Annotated in this window: 16 protein-coding genes and 2 pseudogenes; 8 read left to right on the top strand and 10 right to left on the bottom strand. The window is 67.0% G+C overall.

Translation table 11 applies throughout. The features are described 5' to 3' along the window. Positions 1-100: 100 nt before the first annotated feature. From U5L98_RS03595 to U5L98_RS03580, 4 genes are all read right to left on the bottom strand, one after another. Positions 101-382, bottom strand: coding sequence for a HigA family addiction module antitoxin (locus U5L98_RS03595; protein ID WP_322556976.1), 282 nt, complete (start codon positions 380-382; stop codon positions 101-103). A 9-nt stretch (positions 383-391) separates the two neighbouring features. Beyond that, the gene (locus U5L98_RS03590; protein WP_322556975.1) at positions 392-670 is read right to left on the bottom strand and encodes a type II toxin-antitoxin system RelE/ParE family toxin; all 279 of its coding nucleotides are present in this window, start codon (positions 668-670) and stop codon (positions 392-394) included. 155 nt (positions 671-825) lie between these two features. Continuing rightward, positions 826-1,257 (bottom strand): large conductance mechanosensitive channel protein MscL, encoded by a 432-nt coding sequence (gene mscL, locus U5L98_RS03585; RefSeq protein WP_322556974.1) that lies wholly within the window; start codon positions 1,255-1,257, stop codon positions 826-828. 159 nt (positions 1,258-1,416) lie between these two features. After that, entirely contained in the window at positions 1,417-2,640 is a 1,224-nt protein-coding gene (locus tag U5L98_RS03580) for a YbfB/YjiJ family MFS transporter (protein WP_322556973.1), read from the bottom strand. A gap of 94 nt (positions 2,641-2,734) precedes the next feature. Between U5L98_RS03580 and U5L98_RS03575 the strand changes: the two are divergent. After that, a pseudogene (locus U5L98_RS03575) lies at positions 2,735-3,374 on the top strand (aldo/keto reductase); the annotation flags it as partial. Positions 3,375-3,388: 14 nt separating this feature from the next. On the opposite strand, the gene U5L98_RS03570 reads toward U5L98_RS03575, so the two are convergent. From U5L98_RS03570 to U5L98_RS03555, 4 genes are all read right to left on the bottom strand, one after another. Further along, complete coding sequence (locus U5L98_RS03570; protein ID WP_322556972.1) at positions 3,389-3,622, bottom strand: hypothetical protein; 234 nt, start codon at positions 3,620-3,622, stop codon at positions 3,389-3,391. Positions 3,623-3,812: 190 nt separating this feature from the next. Continuing rightward, positions 3,813-4,787 (bottom strand): DUF4349 domain-containing protein, encoded by a 975-nt coding sequence (locus U5L98_RS03565; protein WP_322556971.1) that lies wholly within the window; start codon positions 4,785-4,787, stop codon positions 3,813-3,815. A gap of 84 nt (positions 4,788-4,871) precedes the next feature. Further along, positions 4,872-5,111, bottom strand: coding sequence for a DUF2442 domain-containing protein (locus U5L98_RS03560; protein WP_322556970.1), 240 nt, complete (start codon positions 5,109-5,111; stop codon positions 4,872-4,874). Between the two features lie 56 nt (positions 5,112-5,167). Next, the gene (locus tag U5L98_RS03555) at positions 5,168-6,079 is read right to left on the bottom strand and encodes a LysR family transcriptional regulator (protein WP_322556969.1); all 912 of its coding nucleotides are present in this window, start codon (positions 6,077-6,079) and stop codon (positions 5,168-5,170) included. A 122-nt stretch (positions 6,080-6,201) separates the two neighbouring features. Between U5L98_RS03555 and U5L98_RS03550 the strand changes: the two genes are divergently transcribed. The 3 genes and pseudogenes from U5L98_RS03550 to U5L98_RS03540 all read left to right on the top strand — a co-directional run bounded on the left by U5L98_RS03550 (position 6,202) and on the right by U5L98_RS03540 (position 10,167). After that, positions 6,202-7,800 carry an NADH-quinone oxidoreductase subunit L gene (locus U5L98_RS03550; RefSeq protein WP_322556968.1) on the top strand — a complete coding sequence of 533 codons (1,599 nt, stop codon included), beginning with the start codon at positions 6,202-6,204 and terminating at the stop codon, positions 7,798-7,800. Next, a pseudogene (locus U5L98_RS03545) lies at positions 7,797-9,200 on the top strand (putative inorganic carbon transporter subunit DabA); the annotation flags it as partial. The gene U5L98_RS03550 and the pseudogene U5L98_RS03545, both read left to right, overlap by 4 nt. Beyond that, positions 9,151-10,167, top strand: a complete 1,017-nt coding sequence (locus tag U5L98_RS03540; RefSeq protein ID WP_322556967.1) for a putative inorganic carbon transporter subunit DabA — start codon at positions 9,151-9,153, stop codon at positions 10,165-10,167. The pseudogene U5L98_RS03545 and the gene U5L98_RS03540, both read left to right, overlap by 50 nt. 7 nt (positions 10,168-10,174) lie before the next feature. Here U5L98_RS03540 and U5L98_RS03535 read toward each other — a convergent pair whose 3' ends face one another. Continuing rightward, positions 10,175-10,645, bottom strand: coding sequence for a TspO/MBR family protein (locus U5L98_RS03535; protein WP_322556966.1), 471 nt, complete (start codon positions 10,643-10,645; stop codon positions 10,175-10,177). A gap of 80 nt (positions 10,646-10,725) precedes the next feature. On the opposite strand from U5L98_RS03535, the gene U5L98_RS03530 reads away from it, so the two are divergent. Next, positions 10,726-11,904: a UbiH/UbiF/VisC/COQ6 family ubiquinone biosynthesis hydroxylase gene (locus U5L98_RS03530; protein ID WP_322556965.1), complete on the top strand. Its 1,179-nt coding sequence runs from the start codon at positions 10,726-10,728 to the stop codon at positions 11,902-11,904. 11 nt (positions 11,905-11,915) lie between these two features. Here U5L98_RS03530 and U5L98_RS03525 read toward each other — a convergent pair whose 3' ends face one another. Then, positions 11,916-12,818 carry an alpha/beta hydrolase gene (locus tag U5L98_RS03525; protein WP_322556964.1) on the bottom strand — a complete coding sequence of 301 codons (903 nt, stop codon included), beginning with the start codon at positions 12,816-12,818 and terminating at the stop codon, positions 11,916-11,918. A gap of 143 nt (positions 12,819-12,961) precedes the next feature. Here U5L98_RS03525 and U5L98_RS03520 point away from each other — a divergent pair, with 143 nt between their 5' ends. Genes U5L98_RS03520 through U5L98_RS03510 form a run of 3 tightly spaced genes read left to right on the top strand, consistent with a single transcriptional unit; the run spans position 12,962 to position 14,719 of the window. Further along, positions 12,962-13,111, top strand: coding sequence for a hypothetical protein (locus tag U5L98_RS03520; protein WP_322556963.1), 150 nt, complete (start codon positions 12,962-12,964; stop codon positions 13,109-13,111). Next, positions 13,111-13,845 carry a metal ABC transporter ATP-binding protein gene (locus tag U5L98_RS03515; protein ID WP_322556962.1) on the top strand — a complete coding sequence of 245 codons (735 nt, stop codon included), beginning with the start codon at positions 13,111-13,113 and terminating at the stop codon, positions 13,843-13,845. The genes U5L98_RS03520 and U5L98_RS03515 overlap by 1 nt, the downstream gene beginning before the upstream one ends. Continuing rightward, positions 13,829-14,719 carry a metal ABC transporter permease gene (locus U5L98_RS03510; RefSeq protein ID WP_322556961.1) on the top strand — a complete coding sequence of 297 codons (891 nt, stop codon included), beginning with the start codon at positions 13,829-13,831 and terminating at the stop codon, positions 14,717-14,719. Before U5L98_RS03515 ends, U5L98_RS03510 begins: the two co-directional genes overlap by 17 nt. Positions 14,720-14,745: the final 26 nt, after the last annotated feature.

The following is a 14,745-nucleotide window of genomic DNA, read 5'->3' as shown; positions in this document are numbered from 1 at the left end:
TGCTACCAAACACAAAAGCACCGTTTCACGCAGAATGGGTAAACTGGGCGTGAGATGTCATAGTGGCTTCACGCCCTGCTCTGGCGTTGCACAGGCCGCTTCAGCCCGCTTCATGCAACGGCGTCACCTGAGTGCGCGAGCGCTGTGAAGCCAGCCACAGCTCATGTTTCATCTGCATTTCCAACCACATCTCGGCACTGGTGCCTAATGCTTGCTCAAGGCGCAGTGCCATGTCAGCAGAAATACCCGCATTGCCGTTCAGGATGCGAGACAGGGCGGCTCGGGTTACCCCAAGTCGCGATGCTGCTTCAGTGACAGTGACATCGCCGAGATATTCGCGCAGTACGGCGCCTGGGTGCGCAGGGCTATGCATGCGGTTCATACTGCCCTCCTAGTGATAGTCCTGATAATCAACCAAAATGGCATCCTCTCCATCGAAAGCGAAGATGAGCCGCCAGTTCCCATTAACAGTGATTGCCCAACGCCCACGCAAACTCCCCTTGAGCGGGTGGAGCTTCCAACTTGGTGCGCTCATGTCTTCGGGACGCTTGGCGCTATCCAACGCGGTTAGCTGCACTTGCAGTTTTGGGGCGTGCATGACCTGAATACCAGCGGTAGAGCCGGTTTCGAAGAACTTGCGCAGCCCTTTATGTCGAAAGCTCTTGATCATGCGATCATCGTATAGCGTCGCTATACACAAAACAATGGCACCATCCCAATACAGTAGCCCGGGTCCAGAAGTGACATCTTCTCGTTCGGCACCGCGGTCAGCGCTTAAGCCTCGAAAATACCTCGACGACAATTATCGTTGATACCGATTGGCGCTCACGGCTCCTCGGCTCGCCGGGCCAGGCTGTCGCGAATCTCGCGCAGCAGCAAAATATCCTCGGGTGGGGCGGTGGGTGCCGTCGGCGCCGCGGCCTGCTGGCGGCGCAGGCGGTTGATGCCCTTCACCAACATGAACACGGCTAACGCCACGATCAAGAAGCTGATCACGTTGTTGACGAACACCCCGATGTTGAGGGTCACCGCCCCTGCCGCCGTGGCATCGGCCAGGGTCGCATAGGGCCCTTCGCCCTTGAGCACCAGGAAGATATCGGAGAAATCGACCCCACCCATCAACAGCCCGATGGGCGGCATCAGGATGTCATTGACCAGGCTCGAGACGATGGTGCCGAAGGCTCCGCCGATGATGATGCCTACCGCCATATCCACCACGTTGCCGCGTACGGCGAATTCCTTGAATTCCCTGAACACCTTTCTCTCCTCAAGCTCATCAATCGGCCGTTAACGCCCCACGCCCTCTGCGATTGTGTCGCCCAGGCCGGCCGAGCAAAGTGTACTCCGGATTCGACCTGAAGGAATGTCGACCCCCGAATGGTCTCAGGCCATCAACCGCCTCTGGAAAACATCACCTCACTCCGACGGCGCCGCCTTCGCCTCGGCATCCAGCCGCTGGGCCGTCTGGTCCACGCGGCGCAACCAGGTCAGCAGCACGGCACCCAGGGCCACGAAGCCACCGGCCAGCCACAGGCCCGTGTCGTAGTGGCCGGTAGCCTCGGCGAGCATGCCTGTGAGTGCCGGGGCGATGATCTGTGCCGCGCCGTAGGCCAGGGTCATGCGCCCCATCATCCGCGCCGGGCTCTGCGGGTAGAGCCGGCCTGCCATGGTCAGCACCAGGCTCACACAGCCCAGGAAGGTGCCGCCGTAGAGCACGGCGCTGAGCAGCACGCCGGCCAGGCTGTCGGTTAGCGCCGGCAGCACGATACCCACTACCTGCAGGATCATGGCGGCGATCAGCGCGCCCAGGTAGCCGATGCGCCGAGCCACCAGATCCCACAGCATCACCGCGGGCGCCGCGGCCAGGCCCACCAGGGCGAAGGTCCAGTTGCCGGCACCGGCCAGCAGCGGTTCGCGCTCCACGATGGCGACGATGAAGGTGGCGCTGATCACATAGCCATAGCCGGCGCAGAAATAGGCCGCCAGCATCAGGCGCATGAAGGCACGGCTGGGCGGCGTGGCCTGCCGCTGAGCGCTGCCACCGCTGCCCGCCATCGGTTTCGCGGGCCTTGGCAGCCAGCGCCAGGCGGGAATCAGCAGCGCCAGGGCCAGGACCGCGAAGCCCCACCACTGGGTCTGCCAATCGAGGGAGAGGCGCAGCATCAGCTCCACCGCCAGGGCCGCCACCAGGATGCCCACTCCCAGGCCGGCGAAGTGGATACCCAACTCGCCGCGCTGCCGATGGCTGATCAGCCAGTGCAGGATCAAGCCCGAGGCCAGCAGCATCGCGCCGCTGCTGGAGAACCCGGCCACGAAGCGCATGCCCGCCCACAGCCAGAAGCTGTCGGCCAGCGCCATGCCGGCCGTGGAGAGCACCGCCAGCAGCAGAGTGAGGCGGTAGAGCGTGTCCTTGAGCCGGATGCTATGGAGGGAGGAGGCCACCAGCGCGCCGAGCATGTAGCCGGCGTAGTTGAGGGCGGCCAGCCAGCCGCCCTGGGCATCGTTCAGCCATGTCTGCTGCTGCATTACCGGCAGCATCGGCGTGAACGCGAAGCGCGCCACGCCGATGCAGAGGATCTGGCTGAACACCCCCGCCAGCAGCACGCGGTAACGCGGGGAGAGAAGAGAGAGGTTGGCCACACCGGGTGCTCCTGAGTTCAGGGTGTTGTCGTCGCGCCGCGCTGCCCTGGCGCTCGCGCCTGCTGACGCCACGGCATCATGCTGCCCAGCGTAACCGGCGCTGGGCAGCAAGGTGATCGACGGCCGGCCAGACACGCTGCGCCGCCAGTGCGAGGAGAGCCTGGCGCGGCTGGGCACCGACCACCTGGATCTCTACTATCTGCACCGCTGGGACAAGGGCGTGCCCATCGAGGAGAGCGTCGGCGGTGCAGTCCGAGTACTCCCTATGGACCCGCAACCCCGAGATTGCCCTGATCGACGCCTGCCGCGAGGCCGGCACGGCCCTGGTGGCCTTCAGCCCCCTGGGGCGCGGTTTCCTGGCGGGCGCCGTCAGCGATCCGGCAAGCCTCGAGGAGAACGACATGCGCCGCGGCATGCCGCGCTTCAGCGCCGAGAACCATATCCGCAACCTGCGTCTGCTCGAGGCTTTCACCGCGCTGGCGAAGGCGCAGGGCGTGACGCCAAGTCAGCTGGCGCTGGCCTGGCTGCGCGCCAAGGGCGACGATGTGCTGCTGATTCCCGGATCGCGCACTGTGGATCACATGCGCCAGAACCTGGCGGCGGAAGGCCTCAGGCTGGCACCGGAGACCATGGCCCGGCTGGATGCCATGATGACGCCGGACCAGGTCGCGGGGGCCCGCTATGGCGAGGCCCAGCAGGCGGAGGTCGATACCGAGACATTCGGCGCCGCGTGACGCCCTGCCCTGCCTCAATCGTGATCCACGAGCCCGGTTTCGCCGGCCTGATGGGCACAGTGGGCGCAGCAATAGACCGTACCACCATGCTGAACGCCGTGTCCGATCGCCCGGCACCCGCACTGGGCGCAGGTGGGTGCCAGCTTGTGGATAGCGCATTCGAAGGAATCGAAATCGAAGCTCTGACCGTCCTTGGTGACCGTGAAGGTGTCATCGTACTGGTTGCCGCACGTTGCGCAGATACCCATCGACTATCTCCTTATGAACACGTGGTGAAGTGGCTTGCCTCGCGTCCGCTCGATCAATCGGGTGACCCGCGTCTCGGCGGCGCGATGTGTCGCTTATTCCCTTCAACCGTAGCAGACGCTCGGCCCCTGTCTCGAACGGGATGGGCGTCGGGCCTGCGGAGTGAGCGCGCTTGGCCGTATGCGCCCTGCCCTAGGCACCGTCAGGCTTGCTGCGCGCGCGCCGCTTCTCGCCCAGCCGGGAAAACGCCCGCCGCACTGGCCGCCACAGGCGGCTGAGCAGCCACAGCACGGGCAGACCGATCACCAGCCAGGGGGTGAGGAACACCACCACCAGGATCACCTGCCCCACCGACTCGAAGAACAGCGACATGCTGCGGTCCAGCGCCCGCCACAGCGGCGCCAGCACGCCGTGCTGGCGGGGCTCCACCCAGCGCTGCTGCTGGAAACTGGCCGAGATCGCCACCGTATCGGTGACGCGGGCCAGGTGGCGCTGCTGGCCCTGCATGGATTCGATCTCGCCCTGCACCCGGGCCAGTTCGCGTTCCACCTGCAAGAGATCCTGGATGCGCCGCTCGCTGAAACCGCGGCCTTCCAGGGCGAGCTCCTGTAAGCGCTCGCGAAGCACGATCTGCTGTTCCAGGCGGGCCTCGGTATCAATCATCTGCTGGGTGCGATCGTTGCGGCTGATTTCCACGCCGCTCAGGGCCGGTGAATCGGCCACCAGCCGGACCGGCTCGGCGGTCTCTATCCGGTCGCGATCCACCCGCATGGCCAGGTAGCCATTGGCCAGGCCGTGGCGGGGGGTCTGCAGGCTGCCCTGCTCCACCCGGCACTCGGCGGCCGCCAGACAGGCGTCATGGGTCTCGTGATAGGCCGCCAATAGCGATTCGGCCTCATCGAACTGCAGGCTGTAGTTGCGACGTTCCTCGATGCGCGCCTGACTCTCGCCCTGGGCATTCCCCTCCATGGACCGGCTGACACTGGCCATGTCGGCCTGGCGCAGCATGGCCTCACCCGAGAAGCCGGCAGACTCCGGCGCGACGCTCGGGCGAGGCGGCGGGTTCTCGAGTTGGGTGTCGATCCCATCACAACCGGCTAGCCCCACGGCGGTGGCCAGCAGGAAGAGCGGCAGCAGACGACGTTGATAGCGAAGGGAAGCGGGCATGACGGTGGATCATCCGTGATGGGCGAGCGACATTAGAGTAGCACTCCAAGGACTCGGAAGCGCCTGGAGCGCTCACGGCCATCCTCAGGCTGGCTGCTTCAATTCAGCCAGTAGCGTTTCCGGGGCAATGTCCTGACCGTTCGGCCAGGTGATGGCACCAAACAGGATACCCACCCGTTTGAAATACGACTCGTCTATCAACTCACGAAAGATTCCGTGATCCAGGTAGGGCGTCATATCAAAGAACCCCTTCTGGCCATTTTCCAGTTCGACATAGAGGAGATGGTCATCCTCCACTTTTACAACTTTTACATCCCAATACATGACGTTGGACTCCTGATCCCCTGCAGAGGATCGATCTTGTAGAGACTCTAACTATGTCAGATCTTACCGCCCTCTACTGTCGTCGGCAGCAGCGTTTCGCTCGACTGACCCAGCAAGCGCTTGAGCAGGGGTGACCCGAAACGCCGGCGGATGGTGATGGCATAGAACTCCTCGAACACTCCGGGCAGGGCGCCGAAATCGGTCAGCGTACCGGCCCGAAGTTCGTCGCGCACCACCACCCGCGGCATCACCGCCAGATGGTGCGTATCACGGGCCAGCAGGCGCATCATGGCCATGTCGTCCACCTCGGCGATGATCGTCGGTGTCAGGCGATGATACTCGCACAGCTGGTCGAAGGCGTGGCGCACGGTGCTCTCGGGGCCGGGCACGATGAGGCCGCGACCCCGCAGCCCATCGGGAAAGTTCGGCGGGGGGCCAAGGCCCGACACGCCAATGATGCTGACGGCCTGGCGTGCCAACCGCTGTGAGCGCCAGGGATGCTGGTCGTCACCCCGCACGGATTGATTGGCGAGCACGACATCCAGGCGGTGGGCGGAGAGGCGGCGCAGAAGATCGTCCAGGCCGCCACTCTGCAGGCTCAGTTCCATGTCCTCGCGGTCGAGCAACGGGCGCAGGAACTCCTCCTGGAAGTTGCGTGACAGGGTGGCTACGGCACCCACTCGGATGCTCTCGCGATGCGCCTGGCCGCCCTCGGTAAACAAGGCGGTCAGCTCTTCCCCCTGGCGAAAGATGGCGTTGGCATAGTCGAAGGCCAGCCGCCCCGCCTCGGATAGCCGCAGCTTGCGGCCTTCGCGGATGAACAGCTTCTGACCCAGACGCTCCTCCAACTGACGGATCTGGTGGGAAAGCGCTGACTGCGACACGTGTAGCGCCTCGGCGGTCTGCGTCAGGTGCCCCGACCGGGCGACCTGCCAGAAGTGGTAGAGATGGTGATAGTTGAGCTTCATTCCACTACCCGATGACCTGGAATACTGTTCTTTTTAAACGAACGACACCTTCTTTATAAACTATTTTTAATAACATAACGACAACGACATAGTGCGCCCAGTTCTCACCAAGGAGCCGTACTATGACGAATCTGCTCGAAACGGCGACTCATGTGTCGTTGGCCATTTGGCTGGCACTGCCGGTCGCCCTGCTGATCCTCGCCGGCGTGTCCATTCGCCTGAGCGACCCCGGGCGCCAGCAGCGCTTTTGGCGAATCGGACAGGCGCTGATGTTCGGCAGCTTCCTGGCCAGTGCATTGATCGGCGGCCTGCTGGTCGCCGATAGCGCGGGCGTGAATACCGGGCTGCCGGAAGTCGCCGTCCCCCTGGGGCTCTATCCCGATGGCCTGGCGGTGTGGATGGCGCTGCTGATCAGCTTCCTCGGCGTCGTGCTGCTGCGCTTCGCCGACGGCTACCTGCAAGGCGACCCGGGCCGTGCCCGTTTCCTGCCCTGGTGTCTGGTGGTGCTGGCCAGCGTGCTGCTGCTGGTATTCACCCACCACCTGCTGGTCATGCTGGTGGCCTGGGTGGGCGTCAGCCTGGCGCTTCACCACCTGCTGACCCTCTATCCGCAACGCCTGGAGGCGCGTCGCGCGGCCTGGCAGAAGTTCGCCGTCAGCCGCCTGGGCGACCTCGCCTTGCTGGTCGCGGTGGGCCTGCTTTACCACCACTACGGCAGCTTCGAGTTGCCGGTGCTGCTAGCCGCGGCAGCGGCCTCCACCGGTGAGGGCTGGGCGCTGCCGGCGGCGTCGATAGCGCTGGCGCTGGCGGCACTCTGCAAGTGCGCCCAGCTACCGCTGCACGGCTGGCTGATGAAGGTGATGGAGGCCCCGACACCGGTCTCGGCACTGCTCCATGCCGGGGTGATCAACCTGGGCGGCTACCTCTGGCTGCGCCTCTATCCGCTGTTCGACGGCATCACCCCGGGGCACCTGATGCTGATCGCCATCGGTGGCACCACCGCCGTGGTCGCGGTGCTGACCATGCTCACCCAGGCCTCCGTCAAGCACGCCCTGGCGTGGTCCACCTGCGCCCAGATGGGTTTCATGCTGATGGAAATCGGCCTGGGGGCTTACACCCTGGCACTGATTCACCTGCTCGCCCATTCCCTCTACAAGGCCCACTCCTTCCTCGCCTGCGGCCGCACGGTACGCGCGGCCAGCGTCTCGCGGCTGACGCCGGCTCCGCTGCGCGAGCGCCTGATGATGGCCGGTCTCGCTACCGGGACGGCGGGTGCAGTGCTGATCGCATGGCCCGGGCTGGTCAGCCACAACCCGATCCTCGGCGCGCTGCTGATGCTGGCCGTGGGCGGGTCGCTGCTGGGCATGCCGGCCGGGCTCGGCCGTGACCGTCGCCTGGCCCTGGTCGCCATGGCCCTGGCGCTGGTACCGCTGTATGCACTGTTGCATGCCCTGGTATCGCCGGCGCTGCCGCGGGCCAGCGATGCGTTGACGCTGGGCACTGGCCTGCTGGGCGGAGCCGTGCTGCTAACGCTGGTGAGCCTGTCCCTCATCGTCGTGCTGAAACCCCAGCATTCCATGGTCGCCTACTGGCGGATCCACTTCCGCCAGGGCCTCTACGCCCATCGGCCGCTGGAGCGCCTCATAGAGCGCCTGATGCGCCACCGCCACCCGATTCCCGCTCCCCTCAACCGGGTCCTCGTCAAAGGAGAAGGGTCATGACCGCCGTCGCTCCCAGTCCCATCGCATGCGTCACCGAGGCACACCATCAGACCATGGCCCTTGCCGCCGAGCGAATCGCTCCTACCTGGCCCCTCGATAGCTGGATCGCCGTCAACCCCTGGTGGGGCCTGCGCGACCTGCCCATCGAGGAGGCCGAGGCGCAGCTCGCCAGGCGCGCCGGCGTGAGATTGACTCTACCGGCCGGCACTTACCAAGACGCGTGGGAGAGCGGACGGATTCAACCCGAGGACCTGCGCGCGGCCATCGCCGTGTGCGACTCGCCGCTGGACGAGGCGGCACTCCTGGCCGCCCTGAAGCGGCCCGACCAGCAAGCGACGCGCTGGGCGAGCGCCTGGGAGCTGCTCGCCGATGACACCCCGGCGACGATCGGCGACGCCTTCGAACCGGTGGCGGAGCTGTGTGCCGGCTATTTCGATCATCACCAGCAACGCTGGGAGACGGTGCCGTGCGAGACCCTCTACGGCGGGTGGCGGACCCAGAGTCGCCACGACCGGCGGCTGAGCGCTACCCAGCGTCAGCGAGTCGCGTCATTGCCTGCCGACACGGCGACCGCGCGGGAGGCACTGCTCGCCGACCTGGCACTCTCCCCGGAAGCCCTGGAAGCCCTGGTCCACACCCTGCTGCTGCGGGTCAACGGCTGGGCCTCGTGGTGCCAGGGGCTGGCCTGGCACACGCCCGTCGCTGCCCGCCATGCCGGCATCGACGAGCTTGTCGTCATCCTGCTGGCCTGGGAGTGGCTGGGCCTGGCCGAGCTCGATGAGCCGCGCCGCGCCCACTGGCGGGCCCAGTGGCACCAAGCTACGCCCGGCGCCGATCGCGATCGCCAGGCCCTGTGGTGCTGGCAGTGCGCCTATGAGCTGGGCTATCAGCGCCATTTGTCGGAGAAACTGGCAACGCGCCCTTCCTCGCGGCCGGAACCGGCTAGTGTACAGGCGGCCTTCTGCATCGATGTTCGCTCCGAGCGCCTGCGGCGCCATCTCGAGGCCGCATCAAACGAAGTCGATACCCTGGGCGTGGCGGGCTTCTTCGGCATGCCGATCATCCATGACCCGGCAGGGCCGGCGCGGGCCCTGCCGCGGGTGCCCGGCCTGCTGTCGCCGCGCTACCGCACCACAGAGGCGACACCCCTGAATGACCTGCACCGTCGCCGCTATCGGCAAGAGGCCAGTCGCCAGGGCATTCGCCACGCCAAGTACCATGCACTGTCGACCTTCACCCTGGTCGAGACCACCGGCCTGGCCTGGGGCTGGAAGCTGCTGAAGGACAGTCTGCCTCGCCGCGCCCCCGCGTCATCGCCGACACCGCTGGAGGGCCCCTTCCACGTCGTGGGTGGCGAGCCGTTATCGCTGGAGGAGCGGGTCTCGCTCGCGAAGGGGCTGCTCGGCAGCACTGGCGCTGGGCAAGGAGGTGGCACCGTTGCTGGTGCTGGTGGGGCACGACTCGGCGAGCGACAACAACCCGCATCACGCCGGACTCGCCTGCGGTGCCTGCTGTGGCCAGGGCGGCGGCGTGAATGCCCGGCTCGCCGCTCGCCTGCTCAACGACTCCGAGGTGCGTCGGGAGCTGGCGCTGCGCGGCATTTCCCTGCCAGTCACGACGCATGTAATGGCCGCCATCCATGACACCCTGACCGACCGCGTCACGCTGCTGGACACCGACGCCGTGCCGCCGGAACTGGCGCCCCAACTGCAGCACTTCGAACAGGCCCTCGAGCAGGCCGGCCGCGCCACCCGCGAGGAGCGCGCGACGGCACTGGGCGTGGAGGCTGCCGGCGATGCGCAGCGTCTCGAGACGCTGCAGCGCCGCGGCGGCGACTGGTCCCAGCCGCGCCCCGAGTGGGGGCTGGCCAACAACGCGGCCTTGTTACTCGCACCGCGCGAGGCCAGCCGCAGTCTCGACCTCGATGGACGAGTCTTCCTGCACGACTATGACCCCGAGGGTGACCCGGAGGGCGCCAAGCTCGAGGTACTGATGACCGCGCCCATGTTGGTCGCCAACTGGATCAACCTGCAGTACTACGCCTCGGTGGTGGTACCGTCGCTCTACGGCGCCGGCAACAAGGTGCTGCACTCGGTGGTGGGCGGGCACATCGGAGTGATCGAGGGCAACTCGCCGCAGCTGCGCATCGGCCTGCCGCTGCAGTCGCTGCACGACGGCACGACATGGCGCCACGAGCCGCTGCGCTTGACGGTGGTGATCGACGCCCCGCAGGAGCGGATCGAGGGCGTGCTGGCACGCCAGCCCGACGTGGCGAAACTTGTCCGGAATCGCTGGCTATGGCTATGCCGGAACACCGAGGCAGGCCTGGAGTGCTACACCCCGGACGGCTGGAAGCCCCTCGGCTGAGCCGGTCTCAGCCATTCAGCCACCAGATGGCTGCATTAAGGTAGGCGGCGAAGCTGACCCAGGCGAGATACGGCGCCAGCAGCCAGGCGGCCATGGGCGAGACCGCTGCGAAGCGGCGGATGGTCAGCACGATCAAGCCCCAAAGCAGCAGCAGATCGAGCAGCGCCAGGCCCATCCAGTGCAGGCCAAAGAAGAGGATCGACCAGAGACCGTTGGCGGCCAGCTGGGCGGCGAAGGGCCAGAGAGTATGCCATCGCTCAGCGGGCGCAGCCGCCAGGGTGGCGCGCCAGGCGGCCACGGCCATGAGCAGGTAGAGCGTGGTCCAGGCGATGGGGAAGGCCAGGTTCGGCGGATTTAACGGTGGCTTGGCCAGGCCCGCGTACCAGTCGCCGGGCGGGGTAAAGATGCCGGTCAGCGCGGTCAGCGTCACCAGCGCGAGCCAGCCGAGCAGAACAAGGGCGGAACGCGTAGGGGTCATGGTCACTCCTTGGGTCGCTGGATCCCGTATCCTAGGTGGTAGTTTCCCCCATTTGGAAGCGCTGGCGCTTGGAGATAAGCATGGAAGAAACCCTGGATGCGATCATCGTGGGCGGCGGCATGGTCGGCGCGGCCGTGGCGGCGGCACTTGGCCAGGCCGGCATGGCCGTCACGCTGGTGGAAGGGGGCAAGCCCCCCGAGGCGATCGCCGAGGATGCCCCCTTCGATCTACGCGTGTCGTCGCTCAACCTGGCCTCGCAGGGGCTGCTGGAACGGATAGGGGCCTGGTCGTTCATCCCCGAGGCCAGGCGCTGCCCCTTCCGCCACATCGAGGCAACTGACGAGGCCGAGACGCACCAGGTCCATTTCAGCGCGTCCGACCTCGAGCTGCCCCATCTGGGCCACTTCGTCGAGAACCGGGTGATTCGCCACGCCCTGTGGCAACGCCTGGCCGAGATGCCCAACGTCACAACCCTGTGTCAGGTCAGCCCGGTCGCGCTGATCCGGGGCCGGCAGCATACGCTGGTCGAGCTCGACGACGGCCGACTGCTGGCCGCGCGACTGGTCGTGGGCGCCGACGGAGCCGACTCACGCATTCGCGAGATGGCAAGAATCGCCACCCATGACGAGGACTACGGGCAGCGCGCGCTGATCATCAACGTGCGCACCTGCCTCCCCCAGCAGGACGTCAGCTGGCAGCGCTTCATGCCCCACGGCCCCCAGGCGATGCTGCCATTGCCCGGCCCTCATGCCTCGCTGGTGTGGTATGACGACGACGAGATCACGCTGTCTCGCGAGGCGCTGGAAGACGAGGCACTTCGCCTGGCCATCGAGGCGGCATTTCCCGCACGCCTGGGCGGCCTCGAGGCAGTAATGGGGTGTGCCAGCTTCCCCATCCGCCGTCGCCACGCCGAACGCTACGTGCAGCCGCGCCTGGCACTGGTGGGCGACGCTGCCCACGTTATCCATCCGTTGGCCGGCCAGGGGCTCAATCTCGGCCTGCAAGACGCCGAGGCGCTGAGCGACCGGGTGATATCAGCCTTCCAGGAGGGCCAGGATCCGGGCGGGCAACGGCCGCTTGCCGGCTATGCCCGCAGCCGCCGCCCCCAGACCCTGGCGATGATGGCCGCCATGGAGACCTTCCATCACGTGTTCACCGGTCCCGAGCCTCTGCGCCATGCCGGCGCCGCCGGGCTGGCCGTGGCCGAACGCCTGGGAGGGGCCAAGCGCCAGGTGATGCGCCACGCCCTGGGGCTGTGAGCGGCACGCGCTCAGGCCGAAGCGGGCGCCGACTCGGCCAGGGCGGCTTCGATAAACGCCAAGAGCTCGGGCAGCTCGGTCTCGATGTGCTGGCTGAGATCGTGATCGCCGGGCAGCAGGCGCAGCATGGCCGGGGTCTCACCGCGACAGGCATGCAGCCGTTCGGCATCGTGGGGCGGGATCACCTCGTCATCCCGGCCGTGCACCAGCAGCACCGGGCACCGCACCCGCGGCAGGGTGGTAACCGGGGCAATGGCGTCGAAGCGATGGCCGATCACATGCTCCACGTAGCGCATCACGTACCAGCCCACAGGAAAGAACGGCAGCCCCTTCTCCGCCAGCCAGCGGCGCATCATCCCATCCGGGTGAGCGAAGGCCGAGAGACTGACCACGGCACCGATGTCATCACGCCGCGAGGCGGCCAGCAGCACAGCCGCCGCGCCCACCGAGTGCCCCAGCAGCGCCACCGGTGCCCCGGCCATGCCGGGTCGGGCCCGCAGCCACGCCAGCGCGGCCTCGGTGTCCTCGGCGAAGCGGGGCATGGAGGAGAAGGTATCGGCATCGCTTTCGCCGTGGTTGCGGGCATCGAACAGCAGCACGTTCCAGCCCGCCGCCTGCAGCGGCGTTGCCAACGGCAACATCAGTTCACGGTTGGCACCCCAACCGTGGGTGATCACCACCGTGCCGCGCCCCTGGCCGGGCAGCCACCAGGCCACCAGCGTCTTGCCGCGGCGCGAAGGAATGCGCACCGTCTCGCCCGCCACGCCGTGTTCGGCCAGACTGCGCACTATCGCCACCCGCGGCGCCGCCAGGCTGATGCGCAGCCGCCGGTGGAAGAGGTGCAACAGCAACCCGACCGCGACCACCGCTGCCGCCAAGGCCATTCCCGCCAGCGCTATCCCCCATCCTGACATGTGCAAGGCTCCCGGCCTGCTTCCCATTACGGCCATTCTCCGCGATGCCGCCGACGACGTCAGCCGCTTCGGTGTCGCAGGGGCGCTAGCCGGATGCAGTATTGTTATGTTATAACCTCCGCCAGTTTTCCGGAGGCTCCCTCATGGCACACCACAGACACCGGCACCGCCCGGAAGGGCCCTGCCATTTCTCGCTGATGTCGCTCTCCGCGACCCGCCGCCTGCTGCTGGTCGCGGCGCCGCTGTTCGCCCTTTGGCTGGCAGTCTCCTGGGCCGCAGGGTGGTGGTCCTGATGTCACGCCTGCAACTGCATGATCTGCAGCTAGCCCGCGGCGGCCAGACGGTGCTCGAGCACCTGGACGGCCGCTTCATGGATAACGCCATCACCGCGCTGATCGGCGCCAATGGGGCAGGCAAGAGCACCCTGATCGCTGCCATCATGGGCATGCTGGCCCCGGTGGCCGGCACCGTGGAGAGCCAAGTACCCCGCGAGCGCTGCGCCTGGCTGCCCCAGCAGTTGGCGCTGGACCTCACCTTCCCGATGAGCGTGGAAGAACTGATCATGACCGGCACCTGGCCGAGCCACGGGGCCCTGAAGGGGTATTGTGCGGCCCACTACCGCCGCGGCCGCGAGATCATGGCGCGGCTGGGCATCTCGAACCTGGCCCACCGGCCGCTTGGCGAACTCTCCGGTGGCCAGCGCCAGCGCGCCCTGCTCGGCCGCACCCTGATGCAGGAGGCCGAACTGCTGCTGCTCGATGAGCCCTTCGCCAACGTGGATATCGAGACGGTGGATGTGCTGATGGACGTGCTGCGCGACATGGCCCGGCGCGGGACCACCATCATCGTGGTGATCCACGACATGGAGCAGCTCTCCCGCCTGGCCGACGATGTCCTGCTGCTCTCCGGCGGCCATGGCCGCTGGGTCAGCCCCGACGCCCTGGTCGACCACCATAGCGGCCTTGTACCCCGGGCACCGCGCCTGCCCCTGACCTTTCCGGATGCCTCCCATGCTGGCACTGCTTGAGGCCTGGCTGCTGGCGCCCTTCGACTACGGCTTCATGCAGCGTGCTCTGGTGGCCGGCCTGGCGCTGTCGCTGGCCGCCCCGCCGCTGGGCGTGTTCCTGATGCTGCGCGGCATGAGCCTGATCGGCGACGCCATGGCCCACGCCATCCTGCCCGGCGTGGCGCTGGGCTTCCTGGCCGCCGGCTTCTCGCTGCCGATCATGAGCCTGGGCGGCATCCTCTCGGGGCTGCTGGTAGCGGTGCTCGCCGGCAGCGTGTCGCAGATGACCGGCCACCGCGAGGACTCGGCCATGGCCAGCTTCTTCCTGATCTCGCTGGCCGCCGGGGTGATGCTGGTCTCGCTGGGCGGCAGCAGCGTGGACCTCACCCATGTGCTGTTCGGCTCGATCCTCGCCGTGGACTCCACCGCCCTGGTGCTGATCGCCGGCATCAGCAGCCTGATCGTGGTGATACTGGCGGTGATCTTCCGCGCCCTGGTGGTGGAGTGCCTGGACCCGCTGTTCCTGCGCGGCCAGGGGGTGCGAGGCGGGGTGGTCCACGGCATCTTCCTGGGGCTGGTGGTGCTCAACCTCACCGCCGGCTTCCAGACCCTGGGCACCCTGATGGCAGTGGGCCTGATGATGCTGCCGGCCACCACGGCACGCTTCTGGAGCCAGCGCCTGGAAGGGCTGATCGCCATCGCCATCGGCATCGCTCTGGTGGCCAGTACCGGCGGCCTGCTGCTCTCCTATCACCTCAGCCTGCCTTCGGGCCCGGCCATCATCCTGCTGGCCGGCAGTGGCTATGTGCTCTCCGCGCTGTTCGGCCGCCACCACAGCCTGACCGCCCGCTGGCGGCGCCAAGCCGCGCCGCTGGGCGCGCCCGAACACGACTGACTCGACAACCACCCACATATCGCTCA

Source organism: Halomonas sp., from assembly GCF_034520545.1.
Lineage (GTDB): Bacteria > Pseudomonadota > Gammaproteobacteria > Pseudomonadales > Halomonadaceae > Halomonas.
Note: the sequence above shows the minus strand (reverse complement) of the source record. Positions and strands in the feature narration are given on the sequence as shown.